This window comes from Pseudomonas sp. TH39(2020) (genome assembly GCF_016650715.1).
Taxonomy (GTDB): Bacteria; Pseudomonadota; Gammaproteobacteria; order Pseudomonadales; family Pseudomonadaceae; genus Aquipseudomonas; species Aquipseudomonas mandelii_C.
On record NZ_JAEKFF010000007.1, the window covers coordinates 1,472,037 to 1,489,714 of the forward strand.

Here is a 17,678-nt window from a genome sequence, read left to right on the forward strand (position 1 = left end):
TATCGACCCTGCGTTACGAGCGTTGGAACATGAAGAACCTGAAAATCGCGACATTCAACGTCAACGGCATGCGCGCCCGACTGCCGAACTTGCTGGCCTGGCTTGCGCGAGAGCAACCGGACATTGCGTGTTTGCAGGAACTCAAGTCGGTCGACAGTGCTTTCCCCGCCGCCGAGCTTGAGGCCGCTGGCTACGGCGCGATCTGGCAAGGTCAGTCTTCGTGGAACGGCGTGGCGATTCTGGCGCGGGATGCTCAGCCGCTGGAGAGTCGTCGAGGCCTGCCCGGTGATGACAGCGACACCCATAGCCGGTATCTGGAGGCCGCCGTGCACGGGATTCTGGTGGGCTGCCTGTACCTGCCCAATGGCAATCCGCAACCGGGGCCGAAGTTCGATTACAAGCTGGCGTGGTTCGAACGGCTGATCCACTACGCGCAGTCGCTTCAGGCCAGTGAGCATCCCGTGGTCCTGGCCGGTGACTACAACGTGGTGCCCACCGACCTGGACATCTACAACCCGCGATCCTGGCTGAAGGATGCGTTGCTGCAACCTGAAAGCCGCGAGTGTTATCAGCGCCTGCTGGCCCAGGGCTGGATCGATGCCTTGCGCCATCTGTATCCAGAGGATCGGCTCTATACCTTCTGGGATTATTTTCGCCAGCACTGGCAAAAAAACTCAGGGCTGCGCATCGATCATCTGTTGCTTAACCCGGCGCTGAGCCCTTATCTGCAGGAGGCCGGAGTCGATGCCTGGGTTCGCAACGAGCCCCACGCGAGTGATCATGCACCGACGTGGATTCGGTTGAGTTCGCGCAAGCGGCGTTGAGATTGAAGTGTGTGGCGATTGGCTAAATCAATTGTCAGTCGAGCCGCTTTATCCCTTATACATGGCGCCCATCGGTGGAGAAATCCGCGGCCCCCTGCATAAGGACTGAGCAATGAGCGAGCCACAGCTGAGCAATCTTGCGTTGTACCTGCGGCGCCTGGGCTTCGACGCGCCTCCGGCGCCGACCCTGGAAACCCTGCGTCAACTCCAACTGCGCCACACCGGCGCCTTCCCGTTCGAAAACCTCAGCACGTTGTCGGGCCAGCCGGTGCTCATCGACCTGCCGTCCATCGAGCAAAAGGTCCTGTACGATGGCCGCGGCGGTTACTGCTACGAACTCAACAACCTGTTCCTGGCCTTGCTCCAGGCACTGGGCTTCGATGCTTGCGGCATCTCAGGCCGAGTGGTCATGGGCCAACCCGAAGGCGCGTGGACTGCCCGTACACACCGCTTGAGCCTGGTAACCCTGGACGGCGTGCGCTACATCACCGACGTCGGCTTCGGCGGCATGGTGCCCACCGCACCGCTGATGCTTGATACCCCGGATGAACAGCTCACACCTCACGAACCCTATCGCATCGAGCAGCACGAGGATGGTTACACCCTGCGCGCCAACGTCGGCGGCGAATGGCGTGCGATGTACATTTTCGACTTGCAGCGCCAGGAAGACATCGATTACGCCGTCGGCAACTGGTATGTCTCGACCCATCCGGAATCGTCGTTCGCCAGACAGTTGATGGTGGCGCGCACCGGCGAAGGGTGGCGCCGCACGCTGAACAACGGCAGTTTTGCGATTCATCGGATCGGCAGTGAGACTGAACGGCGGCAGGTGACTGATGTGGATGAATTGATGGGTTTGTTGCGCAGCGAATTCGACATTCGAGTGCCGCGGGAGGCGGCGTTGCGCCGGGTTATTGAAGGGCTGATTCAACAACCCTGAGTCGCATTTCGCCCCTGAGCCTCACAGCTCCAGCCCCTCTTGCACCACCGAAAGCAGAGTGTCTTCGGTCATGGCGATCGCATCCGGTTGTTGCCCGGATTGATCGATCGCCTGCAGCCACCATTGTGTCTCGCCGTGTTCGCTCACGGTTCGCAGCATCGAGAGTGCTTTTCCTTGGGTGCGGATCTCGACCCGCCCGGCACCATCCTCAGTGAAACGAGCGATGGGGTCGAAGGTGATGCTGTGGTGGTTGCCTTCAATCAGTAACTGGTCGATGGCGTAGTCGTAGGTCGCCCCGTCAGAATGACGCTCGAAGACGTGCGTCGGCACTCGCCGAATGTTCAGCCCGGCTTCGCTGAGCGGCGCCAGCCAGGCTTCGATGAGGTGGTAGAGCTCGTAAACCTGCGCAGGCCAGCCGTCTATCTGCTGATCGGCGCAGAGTGTCGCGTCGACGCTGGACTGCTGGGTTTGCTTCAGTTTCGCGGCGAGTTGGTCAGCCTTGTTCATGTCGATTTCCTATCGTGGTCTCAGTGAGAGCGTACCAATATCAAGGTAGTGCACGTCTTGCCTTGCGTCATGTTGCCGGGAGGTTTTGGCTTCAAGGTGGCGGCTTCCATGTCCGTAATTGTCCGCCAGGGGGCGGAGCGAGAGAGTTTATCAGGGAGGGTGCGGCGCAAGTCTCTGGTGTGGAATGGCCATGTGTCCATCATCTGACTGATTAGTTGTATACAACTCTATAGACATTTGTCCTGAGTCTTGCATACAGTGTGCGCATAACAAAAACCAGGGAACCCCCCAACCATGAAAACGCCCCATGTTTCACACCCACGGCCTGAGGACGAAAATCTCGGGATCGGCGCGAATATGGCTTACGGCCTGCAACACGTTCTGACCATGTACGGCGGCATCGTCGCGGTGCCTTTGATCGTCGGCCAGGCGGCCGGGCTCTCGCCAGCGGACATTGGTTTGTTGATTGCTGCTTCATTGTTTGCAGGGGGGCTGGCGACATTGCTGCAAACCCTGGGCTTACCGTTTTTCGGCTGCCAATTGCCGCTGGTACAGGGCGTGTCGTTCTCTGGTGTCGCGACGATGGTGGCGATTGTCAGCAGTGGCGGGGAGGGCGGGTTTCAATCGATTCTCGGAGCGGTGATTGCCGCGTCGTTGATCGGCCTGCTGATCACACCGGTGTTCTCTCGAATCACCAAGTTTTTCCCGCCGCTGGTCACGGGCATTGTGATCACCACCATCGGCCTGACGCTGATGCCAGTGGCTGCACGTTGGGCCATGGGCGGCAACAGCCATGCCCCGGACTTCGGCAGCATGGCGAACATCGGTCTGGCGGCGGTGACGCTGGTGCTGGTTCTGCTGTTGAGCAAGATCGGCAGCGCGACCATCTCCCGCTTGTCTATCCTGCTGGCGATGGTTATCGGCACGGTGATCGCGGTGTTCCTTGGCATGGCGGATTTCTCGTCCGTCACCCAGGGCCCGATGTTCGGTTTCCCGACACCCTTCCATTTCGGCATGCCGACCTTCCACTTCGCCGCGATCCTGTCGATGTGCATCGTGGTGATGGTGACCCTGGTGGAAACCTCGGCCGACATCCTGGCGGTGGGTGAAATCATCGGCACCAAGGTCGACTCCAAACGCCTGGGCAACGGCCTGCGCGCCGACATGCTGTCGAGCATGATTGCGCCGATCTTCGGCTCCTTTACCCAAAGTGCCTTCGCCCAGAACGTCGGGCTGGTGGCGGTGACCGGGATCAAGAGCCGCTTCGTGGTGGCTACCGGCGGTTTGTTTCTGGTGATCCTCGGTTTGCTGCCGTTTATGGGGCGCGTCATCGCCGCTGTACCGACTTCTGTCCTCGGCGGCGCCGGTATCGTGCTGTTCGGCACCGTGGCGGCCAGCGGTATTCGTACGCTGTCCAAGGTCGATTACCGCAATAACGTCAACCTGATCATCGTCGCCACCTCCATCGGCTTCGGCATGATCCCTATCGCTGCGCCGAGCTTCTACGACCACTTCCCCAGCTGGTTCGCCACGATCTTCCACTCGGGCATCAGCTCCTCGGCGATCATGGCGATCGTGCTGAACCTGACCTTCAACCACCTCACTGCCGGTAACTCCGATCAGCAGTCGGTGTTCGCGGCTGGCACTGAACGCGTTCTGCGTTATCAGGATCTGGCAGCGTTGCGCGAAGGGGATTATTTCAGCGAAGGCAAACTGCGTGACTGCGACGGGAATGAGATTCCGGTGGTGGAGGCGGACCATGGACAGGGAGAACCGCGCTCGGTGCATGCGAAAAGCAGTGAGCATGTCTGACGGTTTATAGCTGGAGGATCAAAAGATCGCAGCCTGCGGCAGCTCCTACATTGGGAATCGCGTCCCCCGTAAATCATCGGGCGAACACAAATTCTGTAGGAGCTGCCGCAGGCTGCGATCTTTTGACTTTATGAAAAGCCACAAAAAAGCCCCTGAACCTTTCGATTCAGGGGCTTTTCGATATTGCTGTCTGGCTCCACGACCTGGACTCGAACCAGGGACCCAGTGATTAACAGTCACTTGCTCTACCAACTGAGCTATCGCGGAATGGCGTGTATGTTACTGATTCAAAAAGAGAAGTCAAGCGCCTGTTAGCAATTTGACGGGTTCATTGGGACGGACGGTGGTTTATCGACCGTGGGCGGTTACCAGAATCGCCTCAGAGGTCTACCATGGCCGCCCGGAAGTGGTCACACGCGCTACCGGCCATTCGCCGAAACAGGTACGCGCCATGAATCATTCAATCCTTACACCTCACACCAACGGGGTGTTCGCATGAGCATCGCTCAAATCAGCCTGCCCAAAGGCGTCGGCCCTCACGCCGAAAAACTGTTCGACGCAATCACGCAGGCCAGCACAGTCGAGGATCTGAACCGTGCCGGTGGCAAGGCCGAAGGTTTTGTTCTGGGCCTGGAAAGTGCCAAGGCGATCAAGAGTCAGATTGCCGAGTCGCTCTATGTCGCTTATGACGACGCCGCCAGCCAGCGTGCAACCGAACTGGCCTAACCGCCGAAGGTGACGGTGGCGAGCATCAGTTTGGCGTACAGCATCGTTGCGGCCAGCTGCACCAGCCACAAGGCCAGGCCGCCGAGAAACACGCCGGCAGCGACTTGCATCACCAGGTTGTTACTGCGTTTGGCCGGGGTGCGAGGCACGAAGTGGTCCAGCTCATCGCGGTCGGCGCGTAGGTCATCGTTTTTCATGTGGGTTCTCGTAAGAATTCGGGGTGTACTCAAAACCTGTGGGAGCGACGGTGCGGCGATCCGACCTGCTCGCGAATGCGGTACAACATTCAACAATGATGTTGGCTGACACGACGCCTTTCGCGAGCAGGCTCGCTCCCACATTTTGATCTGCGTGCAGTCTAGAGCGGTCGTTCGCTACGCTGGGATTTATCTGAGACAAATAAAAAACGGGAAGCCTATTGGCTTCCCGTTTTTCGTATCACCGGGCGACTCAGATCACCGCAACGATGGCCTTGGTCACAACATCAATGTTGTTCTGGTTCAACGCGGCCACGCAGATGCGGCCGGTGTCCAGGGCATAGATACCGAACTCGCTGCGCAGGCGGGTCACTTGCTCAACCGTCAGGCCGGAGTAGGAGAACATGCCGCGTTGACGACCGACAAAGCTGAAATCACGCTGTGGCGCTTGCTTCGCCAGCTGCTCAACCATCTGGATGCGCATGCCGCGAATCCGCAGACGCATTTCAGCCAGTTCTTCTTCCCACTGGGCGCGCAGTTCCGGGCTGTTCAGGACAGCGGCGACGATGCTTGCACCGTGGGTCGGCGGGTTGGAGTAGTTGGTGCGGATCACGCGTTTGACTTGCGACAGCACGCGCGCGCTTTCTTCTTTCGATTCGCTGACGATCGACAGGGCGCCCACGCGCTCGCCGTACAGCGAGAAGGATTTGGAGAACGAGCTGGAGACAAAGAAGGTCAGGCCCGATTCAGCGAACAGACGCACGGCAGCGGCGTCTTCGTCGATGCCATCGCCAAAGCCCTGATAGGCCATGTCGAGGAACGGCACGTGACCTTTGGCTTTCACGACTTCCAGAACGTTTTTCCAGTCCGCCGGGCTCAGGTCCACGCCAGTTGGGTTATGGCAGCAAGCGTGCAGGACAACGATGGAGCCGGACGGCAGGGCGTTCAAGTCTTCCAGCAAACCGGTACGGTTCACGTCGTGGGTCGCGGCATCGTAATAGCGATAGTTCTGCACCGGGAAACCGGCGGTTTCGAACAGCGCGCGGTGGTTTTCCCAGCTCGGGTCGCTGATCGCCACGACGGCGTTCGGCAGCAGTTGCTTGAGGAAGTCGGCACCGATTTTCAGTGCGCCAGTACCGCCAACGGCTTGGGTGGTGATGACGCGACCAGCGGCGATCAGTGGCGAGTCATTGCCAAACAGCAGTTTCTGTACGGCCTGGTCATAGGCGGCAATGCCGTCGATTGGCAAGTAGCCACGGGAAGCGTGTTGAGCGACGCGAATCGTCTCGGCTTCGACAACGGCGCGCAGGAGTGGAATTCGCCCCTCCTCGTTGCAGTAAACACCGACCCCCAGGTTGACCTTGTTGGTACGGGTATCGGCGTTGAATGCTTCGTTGAGGCCCAGGATTGGATCGCGTGGTGCCATTTCGACAGCGGAGAACAGGCTCATTTTTGCGGCGGCTCTGAATGGAATGTGGAGGGACGTGTCGCGCTCCAGCCGAATGCACTAGAGCGGTGCACAAACGGGGAGCTAGTATAGAGGCCATCTGCGATCGATGGCGACAGACGATTCGGCTTTTACGGTAAGTTTTTCCGATTATTTTTCGACCGTTAGTCGATTGGTATCGTCAAAGCTTTTACCCGATGTAGGACGTTTGCCTTGAAAGCGCGGGCAATCGGCTCCACATTGAGCACAATCCAGTTTTTTCCTCGGGCGACATCGGTCGTTTGCGGTCTTTCCCGTTGCTGCCCGGTTCGCCCGGACAGGCGCGAACCCAGAGGTTTTTCATGTCTGAATTCCAGCTAGTCACCCGCTTCGAGCCCGCCGGCGATCAGCCGGAAGCCATCCGCCTGATGGTCGAGGGCATCGAAGCCGGGCTGGCGCACCAGACGTTGCTCGGTGTGACCGGCTCGGGCAAGACCTTCAGCATCGCCAATGTGATCGCCCAGGTTCAACGTCCAACCCTGGTGCTGGCACCCAACAAGACCCTGGCCGCGCAGTTGTACGGTGAGTTCAAGGCGTTCTTTCCGAACAACGCCGTCGAGTACTTCGTTTCCTACTACGACTATTACCAGCCCGAAGCGTATGTGCCGTCGTCGGACACCTTCATCGAGAAAGATGCGTCGATCAACGACCATATCGAGCAAATGCGCCTGTCCGCGACCAAGGCGTTGCTGGAACGCAAGGACGCGATCATCGTCACCACCGTGTCGTGCATCTACGGTCTGGGCAGTCCGGAAACCTATTTGAAGATGGTTCTGCACGTGGATCGTGGCGACAAGCTCGATCAGCGTGCGTTGCTGCGTCGTCTGGCGGACTTGCAATACACCCGCAACGACATGGAGTTTGCCCGGGCGACCTTCCGGGTCCGCGGCGATGTGATCGATATCCACCCGGCGGAATCCGATTTTGAGGCGATCCGCATCGAGCTCTTTGACGACGAAGTCGAGAAGATTTCCGCTTTCGATCCGCTGACCGGCGAAGTGACCCGGCAGCTGCCGCGGTTCACCTTCTATCCGAAAAGCCACTACGTGACGCCACGGGAAACCCTGCTCGGCGCCATCGAAGGAATCAAGGTTGAGCTTCAGGAGCGCCTGGACTACCTGCGCACCAACAACAAACTGGTGGAAGCGCAACGCCTCGAGCAGCGCACCCGGTTTGACCTGGAGATGATCCTCGAACTGGGTTACTGCAACGGCATCGAAAACTACTCGCGCTACCTGTCGGGCCGTGCGTCCGGCGAAGCGCCGCCGACCTTGTTCGATTACCTGCCGGCCGATGCCTTGCTGGTGATCGACGAATCCCACGTCAGCGTGCCGCAGGTCGGCGCCATGTATAAGGGCGACCGTTCCCGTAAAGAGACGCTGGTGGAATACGGTTTTCGCCTGCCATCCGCGCTGGATAACCGGCCGATGCGCTTCGACGAGTTCGAAAACATCAGCCCGCAGACGATCTTTGTCTCGGCCACGCCAGGCAATTACGAGGCGGAGCACGCCGGTCGTGTGGTCGAGCAACTGGTCCGCCCGACAGGCCTTGTAGACCCGCAAATCGAAATCCGCCCGGCGCTGACTCAGGTCGACGATCTGCTCTCGGAAATCGGCAAGCGCGTCGCGCTGGAAGAGCGGGTGCTGGTCACCACGCTGACCAAACGCATGTCTGAAGACTTGACCGATTACCTGGCCGACCACGGCGTGCGGGTGCGTTATCTGCACTCGGACATCGACACGGTGGAGCGGGTCGAAATCATCCGCGATCTGCGTTTGGGCACCTTCGATGTGCTGGTGGGGATCAACCTGCTGCGTGAAGGTCTGGACATGCCGGAAGTCTCGCTGGTGGCGATCCTCGATGCGGACAAGGAAGGCTTCCTGCGTTCCGAGCGCTCGCTGATCCAGACCATTGGCCGGGCGGCGCGCAACCTCAATGGTCGGGCGATTCTTTATGCGGATCGCATCACCGGTTCCATGGAGCGCGCGATCGGCGAAACCGAGCGTCGTCGCGACAAGCAGATTGCCTTCAACCTGGCCAATGGCATCACACCCAAAGGTGTGTTCAAGGACGTTGCCGACATCATGGAAGGCGCCACCGTGCCGGGTTCGCGCAGCAAGAAGCGCAAAGGCATGGCCAAGGCCGCCGAGGAAAGCGCCAAGTACGAAGCCGAACTGCGCTCACCGGGCGAGATCGCCAAGCGCATTAAAGCCTTGGAAGAGAAGATGTATCAGCTGGCGCGTGATTTGGAGTTCGAAGCGGCGGCGCAGATGCGCGATGAGATTGGCAAGCTGCGGGATCGGTTGATCACCGTCTGAGTTTTTTGGTGGTTGTGAGGGCCTCTTCGCGAGCAGGGATCACGCTGGATCTTGTGGGAGCGAGCCTGCTCGCGAATGGCGCGCCTCGGTATTAATGTGCCTCGCCAGCCTTAAGCCCCGCCGGCAACGCCTTGGTCAACAACACCGCCAGCATGCTGATCCCCAGCGCAATCCCGACAAAGTGAAACGCATCGTTGTAAGCCATGATCGACGCCTGCTGATGCGCAATTTCACTGAGCTTGCCCAGCGCTGCCGTCTCACTGCCAAACCGATCCGTCAGCGACGCCATGCGTTCGGCCACCTGCGGGTTGGTCGGCACAATCGCTTCACGTAAATAATCAAAGTAGGTCTTGGTTCGCGCATCCAGCAACGTGGCGAGGAGGGCGATGCCAATCGCGCCGCCCAGATTGCGCAGGATGTTGAACAGACTCGACGCTGACCCCGCGTCCTGCGGCAGGATGTACGCCGTGGCGATCAACGAAATGGTCACCATGATCAGCGGCTGGCCCAGCGCGCGGATGATCTGGATTTGATTGAACTGCGGCCCGGCGAAGTCCGGGTTCAACACCCCCGATGAAAAACTCGCCAGTCCAAATAGCCCGAAACCCAACGTGCACAGCCATTTCGGCGAGACGTACTTCATCAGCTTCGGCACCAGCGGAATCAGAAACAGCTGCGGCACGCCCATCCACATGATCACTTCGCCAATCTGCAGAGCGTTGTAGTTCTGGATCTGCGCCAGGTACAGCGGCAACAGGTAGATCGAGCCGTACAATCCGACACCCATCCCGACACTGGAAATACTTGATAAACCGAAGTTGCGATTGCGCAGAATGCCGAGGTTGATCAGCGGATTGGGCTTGGAAGTCTGCACGATCACAAAGGTGATCAGGCTGACCAGCGCGATGCTGCCCAGGGTTACGATCAGGCTCGATTCCAGCCAGTCCTTGCGATGGCCTTCCTCCAGAAACACTTGCAAACAACCGAGGCCGACGCCCAGCGTGAGAATCCCCAGGTAGTCGGTGCTTTTCAGCAGTTCCCAGTGGGCTTCTTTCTTCTCCAGGCCGTACATCAGACCGGCGATCATGATCAGGCCCGGCGGAATGTTGATGTAGAAGATGTATTCCCAGCCCCAGTTCTCGGTCAGCCAGCCGCCCAGCGTCGGGCCGATGGAAGGCGCGAACGTCGCGGTCATGGCAAACATCGCCATGCCTTTGGCGCGGTGATGTTCGGGGAGTTTGATCAGAGTGAGAGTGAACGCCAGCGGGATCAGTGCGCCGCCGGTGAAACCCTGCAAGGCGCGGAAGACGATCATGCTTTCCAGGCTCCAGGCCATGGAGCAGAGCAGGGAAGCGGCGAGAAACCCGAGGGACACCCACACCGCCAGCCGTCGCGCCGAGAGCAACTGCACCAGCCACGCCGTCAGCGGGATCATGATGATTTCAGCCACCAGGTACGAGGTGGAAATCCACGAGCCTTCTTCCAGGGTCGCCGACAGCGCCCCCTGAATATCCTTGAGCGACGAGTTGGTGATCTGGATGTCGAGCACTGCCATGAAGGCGCCGAGCATCACGCTCATTACCGCGATCCAGTCCCGCCGGCTCGGTTCGCCGACCGGACGGATCAGTTGATCACCGGCCATCGTCAGGGGCGTCTTTGATGTTCACTTTAGCGGTGACCGACATGCCCGGACGAATCTTGCCTTGTAGCGAATTGTTCGCGGCGAAGGTCAGCTTTACCGGAATCCGTTGTACGACTTTGGTGAAGTTGCCGGTGGCATTGTCCGGCGGCAACAGGCTGAACTGCGCGCCCGAGGCGGCGAACAGGCTGTCGACTCGTGCTTCGATGGGCGTGTTGCTGTAGGCATCGAACGTCAGCTCGGCTGTTTGGCCGGGCTGCATGTGGCCGATTTGGGTTTCCTTGAAGTTGGCCTGAATCCAGATGTCCTGATCCGGGACGATCGACATCAAGTAAGCGCCCGTCTGCACATATTGGCCTTCGCGGGCGGCGCGCTGGCCGATCAGGCCGCTGATGGGCGCGTGGATTTCGCTGCGGGTCAGGTTCAGTTCGGCCTGGGCCAGATCGGTTTTGGCGTTGGCGATCATGGCGTCGAGGCGTTTGATCTCGGCGGTCAGGGAGTTGATTTGTTGGCGCTGACTTTGTGCGTCCGCCTGGGCCTTGGTCACTTGCGAGCGGGCGATGTGGTTGTCGGCGGAGAGGGTGGTCACCCGTTCTTCCGAGACATAGCCGGGTTTGCGCAGGGTTTGCGCACGAGACAAATCGATCTGCGAACGACCGAGGCTGGCCTGGCTGGATGCGACTTGCGCCTCGCTGGCGGCGATCAGACTGGCTTGCTGAGTCAGTTTGCTTCGGGCTTGCAGGCGTTCGGCTTCGCGGGTGGCGAGGGTGGCATTGGCGCGGTCGACGGCGAGGTGGAAGTCATCGCCTTCGAGCTTGATCAGCAGCTGGCCTTTCTCGACGTGCTGGTTGTCCTGCACCAGTACTTGATCGATACGTGCGCCCAGTTGGCTCGACACGCGGGTGATCTCACCCTGGACATAAGCGTTGTCGGTGCTTTCATAAAACCGTCCCTTGAAGAACCACTGGGCAAAAAAGCCCCCGGCAACCAGCAGGACGATCAACAGGAAAATAAACAGGCGACGCTTGAGTTGGGCAGGCATGGGCAGACTGTAGTCGAGAAATTGTAAGGAAGTTATCAGCGGTCGAATCTGGCATACAGCGAATGATGGGTAAATGCCATCGGCTGATAATCGGCCATTCACTGAAGCTAGAGCCCGTTGTAGACGCAACCTTGGCTTAAATGCCCTGCTCACTGGAGCCGGGCGGGCAACGCCTGTTACCATTCGCCCTTTGTTTTATCTTCATTTCGAGACTTGCCATGACCACCGTCCGCACTCGCATCGCGCCATCGCCTACCGGGGACCCCCACGTAGGTACCGCTTACATCGCTTTGTTCAACTACTGCTTTGCCAAGCAGCACGGCGGTGAGTTCATCCTGCGGATCGAAGACACTGACCAATTGCGTTCGACCCGCGAGTCCGAACAACAGATTTTCGACGCCCTGCGCTGGTTGGGTATCGACTGGAGCGAAGGCCCGGATGTTGGCGGCCCGCACGGTCCTTACCGTCAGAGCGAGCGTGGCGACATCTATCAGAAGTACTGCCAGCAGTTGGTCGAAATGGGCCACGCTTTCCCGTGCTTCTGTACGGCCGAAGAACTCGACCAGATGCGCGCCGAGCAAATGGCCCGCGGCGAAACCCCGCGTTACGACGGCCGTGCGCTGTTGCTGTCCAAGGAAGAAGTCGATCGTCGCCTGGCTGCCGGCGAGCCGCACGTGATCCGCATGAAGGTGCCGAGCGAAGGCGTTTGCGTGGTGCCGGACATGCTGCGTGGCGACGTCGAGATCCCGTGGGATCGTATGGACATGCAAGTGCTGATGAAGACCGACGGCCTGCCGACGTACTTCCTGGCCAACGTCGTCGATGACCACTTGATGGGCATCACCCACGTTCTGCGCGGCGAAGAGTGGCTGCCGTCGGCGCCGAAACTGATTCTGCTGTACGAGTACTTCGGCTGGGAACAACCCGAGTTGTGCTACATGCCGCTGCTGCGTAACCCGGACAAGAGCAAGCTGTCCAAACGCAAGAACCCGACCTCGGTGACGTTCTACGAGCGCATGGGCTTCATGCCGGAAGCGATGCTCAACTACCTCGGTCGCATGGGCTGGTCGATGCCGGACGAACGCGAGAAGTTCTCGCTGCAGGAAATGGTCGACAACTTCGACCTGAGCCGCGTCTCCCTCGGCGGGCCGATTTTCGACATCGAGAAGCTGTCGTGGCTCAACGGCCAATGGCTGCGTGACCTGCCGGTGGAAGAGTTCGCTTCGCGCCTGCAAACATGGGCGCTGAACCCGGAATACATGATGAAGATCGCGCCACACGTGCAGGGTCGGGTTGAAACCTTCAGCCAGGTCGCACCGCTGGCCGGTTTCTTCTTCGCCGGTGGCGTGAACCCGGACGCCAAGCTGTTTGAATCCAAGAAGCTGTCGGGCGATCAGGTGCGTCAGTTGATGCAGTTAATCCTGTGGAAGCTGGAAAGCCTGCGGCAGTGGGAGAAGGACAGCATCACCGCAACGATTCAAGCGGTGGTCGAATCCCTGGAGCTGAAGTTGCGTGACGCCATGCCGCTGATGTTTGCTTCGATCACTGGCCAGGCCAGTTCGGTGTCGGTGCTCGATGCGATGGAAATTCTTGGCCCGGACCTGACCCGTTTCCGTCTGCGCCAGGCGATCGACCTGCTCGGTGGCGTGTCGAAGAAGGAAAACAAAGAGTGGGAAAAACTCTTGGGCAACATCGCCTAAGGTTGTTTGATCCTGCGCAGGAGCTGCCGAAGGCTGTGATCTTTTGATCCTGCTCTTCGGCGCCACCCCGGTTTTTCAGGGGGAGGGCGGTAAGTGATTGTTATGTCGGCAAAAAACTTTGAAATATTTTAAAAATAAGTTTGACAGCTTTCCGATGCGCCATTAAGATTCGCCCCGTCCTCAGCGATGAGGGGCTATAGCTCAGCTGGGAGAGCGCTTGCATGGCATGCAAGAGGTCGACGGTTCGATCCCGTCTAGCTCCACCAATTTACACTTCAAGGTCTGGCCACACCGGTCTTGAAGCGATCACCACTCAGCGGTGATCAGGTGTATAGAAGGGTTTGCGTCCCCTTCGTCTAGTGGCCTAGGACACCGCCCTTTCACGGCGGTAACAGGGGTTCGAGTCCCCTAGGGGACGCCAGTTTTACAGAAGCGATGTTGCAAGATGTCGCTCCGCCGCGAGGCGAAAAATCCGGGGCTATAGCTCAGCTGGGAGAGCGCCTGCATGGCATGCAGGAGGTCAGCGGTTCGATCCCGCTTAGCTCCACCAATTTTACAATTCAAGGTCTGGCCACACCGGCCTTGAATCGATCAGCTCTCAGCACTGGTCAGTTGTATAGAAGGTTTTGCGTCCCCTTCGTCTAGTGGCCTAGGACACCGCCCTTTCACGGCGGTAACAGGGGTTCGAGTCCCCTAGGGGACGCCACGATTACCCGCTCTGCGGGATTTTATAAGGGTCATTCAATTATTGAATGGCCCTTTTGTTTGTCTGGCGTTTGGCCAAATTCCCTAATTCTTTCAAACTGTTCTTCAGACCAGCGGTCACATCCACGACTTGCGTAAAATTATTATGAGAATAATATTCTAGTCGTAATATTCGGAGGCAACGATGAACGATAAAAAAGCTCAAACCCGCGAACGCATCCTCAAGGCTGCCAGCGCAGCGCTGATTCAGCGCGGCCCGGCTGAACCGAGCGTGGGCGAAGTGATGGGCGCGGCCGGCCTGACCGTCGGCGGCTTCTACGCACACTTCGAAAGCAAGGACGCGATGATGCTGGAAGCGTTCAAGCAACTGCTCGGTCATCGCCGTGGCTTGATCGCCGACATGGACGCCGAATTGACCGGCGAAGAACGTCGCGCGCTCGTTGCTGCGTTTTATCTGTCGCGCAAACACCGTGATTCCTCTGAGTCAGCCTGTCCGATTCCGGCTTCTGTCGGTGAGCTGGGCCGCCTGCCGGACGCGTTTCGTGTGGCGTTGAATGAGCATGTGGAAATGATGGTTGCGCAGTTGGCGGCCAGCCCGGAAGACACCGACAAAGCCTTGGCCGACATGGCCTTGATGGTCGGTGGTTTGGCTTTGGCTCGCGCGTTGGGGCCAGGAGAATTGTCCGATCGATTGCTGCGCGCCGCCAAGTCTGCGGTGCTGTGACCTAAAGGCATTAGCCTGAGGAGTGAGAGCGATGAGCACGTTGAAGTGGGTTCGTGGCGTTAATGGCACCTTGGGCTGGTTCGCACCGAAACTGGTCGCGAGCAAAATGCGACTGGCATTCATGACGCCGCGGGAACTGCCGCCGCGTGATTGGGAATTGCCGCTGCTGGCCAAGTCCGAGCGAATCACCCTGCGCTTCGGTCTCTCGGCGCTGCGTTGGGGGCAAGGTCCCGCCGTGTTGCTGATGCACGGTTGGGAAGGCCGGCCGACTCAGTTTGCCAGTCTTATCACCGCGCTGGTCGATGCCGGTTACACCGTGGTTGCGCTGGACGGTCCGGCCCACGGTCGCTCGCCGGGTCGCGAGGCCAATGTGGTGCTGTTCGCCCGGGCCATGCTTGAGGCCGCTGCCGAGTTGCCACCGCTGCAAGCCGTCATTGGCCACTCCATGGGCGGCGCCAGTGCCATGCTCGCCGTTCAGTTGGGCTTGCGTACCGAAACCCTGGTCACTATCGCTGCTCCGGCGCGGATTCTCGGCGTATTGCGCGGTTTCGCCCGCTATGTTCGGCTGCCACCGAAAGCCCGCTCGGCGTTCATTCGTCAGGTCGAAAGAGACGTCGGCATGCGCGCTGCGGCACTGGATGTCGCGCACTATCAGCTCGACATGCCCGGCCTGATCGTTCATGCCGAAGACGACTGCTACGTTCCGGTCAAGGAATCGCAGCTGATCAACGAGGCCTGGTTTGACAGCCGTCTGTTGCGCCTGGAAGAGGGGGGGCATCAGCGGGTATTGGCTGACCCTCGAGTGATCGAAGGCGTTCTCTCGTTGCTCGCCGGTCGCAGTCTGCAATCGCGCCAATCGGCCTGAGCATCCGTTACACTGCCCCGGTGAAATTTTCTGACCGGGAGTGGGGCATGGGCTGGGATCGGGCAACGCCATTTATCATTGATCTGGAAGTCGGCGCAGAGGACATCGATGGGTTGGGTCACGCGAACAACGCGGTGTACGTGACCTGGCTCGAACGCTGTGCCTGGCGCCACTCCCAGCGGCTTGGCCTGGACCTGGTCGAGTATCGTCGACTGGATCGGGCGATGGCGGTGGTACGGCACGAGATCGATTACCTGGCGGCCGCCTATGAAGGCGATGAGTTGCAATTGGCGACCTGGATCGTCGATTGGGACCAACGTCTGAAAATGACCCGACACTTTCAGTTGAAACGCCCCAGCGACAACACCACGTTGCTGCGGGCGCAGACCACCTTCGTCTGCATCGAGCTGTCGACCGGCAAGCCCAAGCGCATGCCAGCGGAGTTCATCGAAGGCTACGGCCCGGCGTTGCAGATGTTGGATACGACCAAAATCTAATGTGGGAGCGGGCTTGCTCGCGAAAGCGGTGTATCAGTCGAAACATAAGTTGTTTGACGCGCCGCCTTCGCGAGCAAGCCCGCTCCCACAGTTGATCTGCGATGTTCTGCAGATTTTCTCTGAACCCAGTAAACTGCCGCACGTTTTTCGTTGAGTGTGTTTTTCATGCAAATTGCTTTGGCGCCCATGGAGGGGTTGGTCGACAACATCCTGCGGGACGTGCTGACCCGTGTGGGCGGTATCGATTGGTGCGTGACCGAGTTCATTCGGATCAACGATCAACTGCTCACGCCTGCCTATTACCACAAATTCGGCCCGGAACTGCTGACCGGCGCCCGCACCGCATCCGGCGTGCCGCTGCGGGTGCAGCTGCTCGGTTCCGATCCGGTATGCCTGGCGGAAAACGCTGCGCTGGCTTGCGAGCTGGGGTCTGAGGTGATCGACTTGAACTTCGGCTGCCCGGCCAAGACTGTGAACAAGTCCCGTGGCGGCGCCGTGCTGCTCAAAGAGCCTGAGCTGCTGAACCAGATCGTCGAACACGTGCGTCGTGCCGTTCCGGCGCACATTCCGGTGACTGCCAAGATGCGCCTGGGTTTCGATAGCCCGGACGGTGCGCTGGTGTGTGCCACGGCCCTGGCCGAAGGGGGCGCGGCGCACATCGTGGTTCATGCACGGACCAAAACTGACGGCTACAAACCGCCGGCCCATTGGGAATGGATCCCCCGGGTGCAGGATGTCGTCAAGGTTCCAGTGTTCGCCAACGGCGACATCTGGAGCGTCGAAGACTGGCGTCGTTGCCGCGAAATCAGCGGCGTCGAGGACATCATGCTCGGTCGTGGCCTGGTGTCGCGCCCGGACCTGGCACGGCAAATCGCAATGGCGCGGGCCGGTGAGGACGTCGTCGAGATGACCTGGGCCGAGCTGCTGCCATTGATTCAGGACTTCTGGCTGCAAGCCAAGGCGCAGATGACGGCGCGCCAATCGCCGGGTCGCTTGAAGCAGTGGCTGGCGATGCTGACCCGCAATTATCCCGAAGCGGTCGAGCTGTTCACCGTCCTGCGTCGTGAGACCGAACTGGATCAGGTCTCGCGTTTACTGGGTCTTCAGGTGTCCGAAGCAGCCTGAAAAAATCTGTAAATAATCTCTTGAAAAGCAATCAGCGGTCCTTATTTAAGGATTACGCGATGCCGAATTCGGGTCGCGGAGACAAAAAAACTTGCTGATATGTTTCAGGAGATTTGAATCATGAGTACTGCATTTTCCATGGCACCGCTGTTCCGTTCCTCGGTAGGCTTCGACCGTTTCAATGACCTGTTCGAAACCGCCCTGCGCAACGAGCCAGGCAGCACCTACCCACCTTACAACGTGGAAAAACACGGCGACGACCAATACCGCATCGTCGTTGCGGCCGCCGGATTCCAGGAAGAAGACCTGGAGCTGCAAGTGGAAAAAGGTGTGCTGACCATCAGTGGCGGCAAACGTGACGCGAATGAAGACGTCACTTATCTGTACCAAGGCATCGCACAGCGTGCCTTCAAACTGTCCTTCCGTCTGGCCGACCATATCGAAATCAAGGCCGCCGGCCTGAGCAACGGTTTGTTGAGCATCGACCTGTTGCGGGTGATACCGGAAGAGGCGAAAGCCAAACGCATCCCGATCAACGGGACGCAAAAGCCAGCGCTGCAGCACTAAGGCA

General features: G+C 59.2%; 16 protein-coding genes and 5 tRNA genes. 15 read left to right on the top strand and 6 right to left on the bottom strand.

Annotation, left to right across the window (positions count from 1 at the left end):
• The first annotated feature begins 29 nt into the window (after window positions 1–29).
• Both xth and JFU47_RS27130 read left to right on the top strand, forming a co-directional pair.
• On the top strand, window positions 30–824 hold the full coding sequence (gene xth / locus JFU47_RS27125) for an exodeoxyribonuclease III (protein WP_201186959.1): 795 nt from the start codon (window positions 30–32) through the stop codon (window positions 822–824).
• A 112-nt stretch (window positions 825–936) separates the two neighbouring features.
• Window positions 937–1,764, top strand: a complete 828-nt coding sequence (locus JFU47_RS27130) for an arylamine N-acetyltransferase family protein (RefSeq protein ID WP_201186961.1) — start codon at window positions 937–939, stop codon at window positions 1,762–1,764.
• A 21-nt stretch (window positions 1,765–1,785) separates the two neighbouring features.
• Here JFU47_RS27130 and JFU47_RS27135 read toward each other — a convergent pair whose 3' ends face one another.
• Entirely contained in the window at window positions 1,786–2,271 is a 486-nt protein-coding gene (locus JFU47_RS27135) for a hypothetical protein (RefSeq protein WP_201186963.1), read from the bottom strand.
• A 294-nt stretch (window positions 2,272–2,565) separates the two neighbouring features.
• Between JFU47_RS27135 and JFU47_RS27140 the strand changes: the two genes are divergently transcribed.
• Window positions 2,566–4,083, top strand: a complete 1,518-nt coding sequence (locus JFU47_RS27140; protein ID WP_201186965.1) for a nucleobase:cation symporter-2 family protein — start codon at window positions 2,566–2,568, stop codon at window positions 4,081–4,083.
• Between the two features lie 191 nt (window positions 4,084–4,274).
• Here the strand turns inward: JFU47_RS27140 and JFU47_RS27145 are convergent.
• Window positions 4,275–4,350, bottom strand: a tRNA-Asn gene (locus JFU47_RS27145).
• A 228-nt stretch (window positions 4,351–4,578) separates the two neighbouring features.
• Between JFU47_RS27145 and JFU47_RS27150 the strand changes: the two genes are divergently transcribed.
• On the top strand, window positions 4,579–4,809 hold the full coding sequence (locus JFU47_RS27150; RefSeq protein WP_140679657.1) for a hypothetical protein: 231 nt from the start codon (window positions 4,579–4,581) through the stop codon (window positions 4,807–4,809).
• On the opposite strand, the gene JFU47_RS27155 is transcribed toward JFU47_RS27150, so the two are convergent.
• Window positions 4,806–5,006 carry a hypothetical protein gene (locus JFU47_RS27155; RefSeq protein ID WP_095128607.1) on the bottom strand — a complete coding sequence of 67 codons (201 nt, stop codon included), beginning with the start codon at window positions 5,004–5,006 and terminating at the stop codon, window positions 4,806–4,808. The two genes, JFU47_RS27150 and JFU47_RS27155, sit on opposite strands and share 4 nt — an antisense overlap.
• 253 nt (window positions 5,007–5,259) lie before the next feature.
• Entirely contained in the window at window positions 5,260–6,456 is a 1,197-nt protein-coding gene (locus JFU47_RS27160; protein ID WP_201186973.1) for an amino acid aminotransferase, read from the bottom strand.
• A gap of 338 nt (window positions 6,457–6,794) precedes the next feature.
• Between JFU47_RS27160 and uvrB the strand changes: the two genes are divergently transcribed.
• Window positions 6,795–8,810 carry an excinuclease ABC subunit UvrB gene (gene uvrB, locus JFU47_RS27165; RefSeq protein ID WP_201186975.1) on the top strand — a complete coding sequence of 672 codons (2,016 nt, stop codon included), beginning with the start codon at window positions 6,795–6,797 and terminating at the stop codon, window positions 8,808–8,810.
• Between the two features lie 91 nt (window positions 8,811–8,901).
• On the opposite strand, the gene JFU47_RS27170 is transcribed toward uvrB, so the two are convergent.
• Window positions 8,902–10,452, bottom strand: a complete 1,551-nt coding sequence (locus tag JFU47_RS27170; RefSeq protein ID WP_201186977.1) for an MDR family MFS transporter — start codon at window positions 10,450–10,452, stop codon at window positions 8,902–8,904.
• A complete protein-coding gene (locus JFU47_RS27175; protein WP_201186979.1) occupies window positions 10,442–11,491 on the bottom strand; it encodes an HlyD family secretion protein in 1,050 nt (349 codons plus the stop codon). Before JFU47_RS27175 ends, JFU47_RS27170 begins: the two co-directional genes overlap by 11 nt.
• A 218-nt stretch (window positions 11,492–11,709) precedes the next feature.
• Here JFU47_RS27175 and gltX point away from each other — a divergent pair, with 218 nt between their 5' ends.
• The 10 genes from gltX (at window position 11,710) to JFU47_RS27225 (ending at window position 17,674) form a co-directional block, all read left to right on the top strand.
• A complete protein-coding gene (gene gltX / locus JFU47_RS27180) occupies window positions 11,710–13,191 on the top strand; it encodes a glutamate--tRNA ligase (protein WP_123365480.1) in 1,482 nt (493 codons plus the stop codon).
• Between the two features lie 190 nt (window positions 13,192–13,381).
• Window positions 13,382–13,457 (top strand) — tRNA-Ala (locus JFU47_RS27185).
• A 79-nt stretch (window positions 13,458–13,536) separates the two neighbouring features.
• Window positions 13,537–13,612, top strand: a tRNA-Glu gene (locus JFU47_RS27190).
• Window positions 13,613–13,665: 53 nt separating this feature from the next.
• Window positions 13,666–13,741 (top strand) — tRNA-Ala (locus tag JFU47_RS27195).
• An 80-nt stretch (window positions 13,742–13,821) separates the two neighbouring features.
• Window positions 13,822–13,897 (top strand) — tRNA-Glu (locus JFU47_RS27200).
• 183 nt (window positions 13,898–14,080) lie between these two features.
• Window positions 14,081–14,620 (top strand): TetR/AcrR family transcriptional regulator, encoded by a 540-nt coding sequence (locus JFU47_RS27205; protein ID WP_008028313.1) that lies wholly within the window; start codon window positions 14,081–14,083, stop codon window positions 14,618–14,620.
• Window positions 14,621–14,651: 31 nt separating this feature from the next.
• The gene (locus JFU47_RS27210) at window positions 14,652–15,485 is read left to right on the top strand and encodes an alpha/beta fold hydrolase (protein WP_140893593.1); all 834 of its coding nucleotides are present in this window, start codon (window positions 14,652–14,654) and stop codon (window positions 15,483–15,485) included.
• A 47-nt stretch (window positions 15,486–15,532) separates the two neighbouring features.
• Window positions 15,533–15,982: an acyl-CoA thioesterase gene (locus tag JFU47_RS27215; RefSeq protein ID WP_056744388.1), complete on the top strand. Its 450-nt coding sequence runs from the start codon at window positions 15,533–15,535 to the stop codon at window positions 15,980–15,982.
• Between the two features lie 165 nt (window positions 15,983–16,147).
• The gene (locus JFU47_RS27220) at window positions 16,148–17,107 is read left to right on the top strand and encodes a tRNA dihydrouridine synthase (protein ID WP_095128599.1); all 960 of its coding nucleotides are present in this window, start codon (window positions 16,148–16,150) and stop codon (window positions 17,105–17,107) included.
• 120 nt (window positions 17,108–17,227) lie between these two features.
• Window positions 17,228–17,674, top strand: coding sequence for an Hsp20 family protein (locus JFU47_RS27225; protein WP_140893592.1), 447 nt, complete (start codon window positions 17,228–17,230; stop codon window positions 17,672–17,674).
• The last annotated feature ends 4 nt before the right edge of the window (window positions 17,675–17,678 follow it).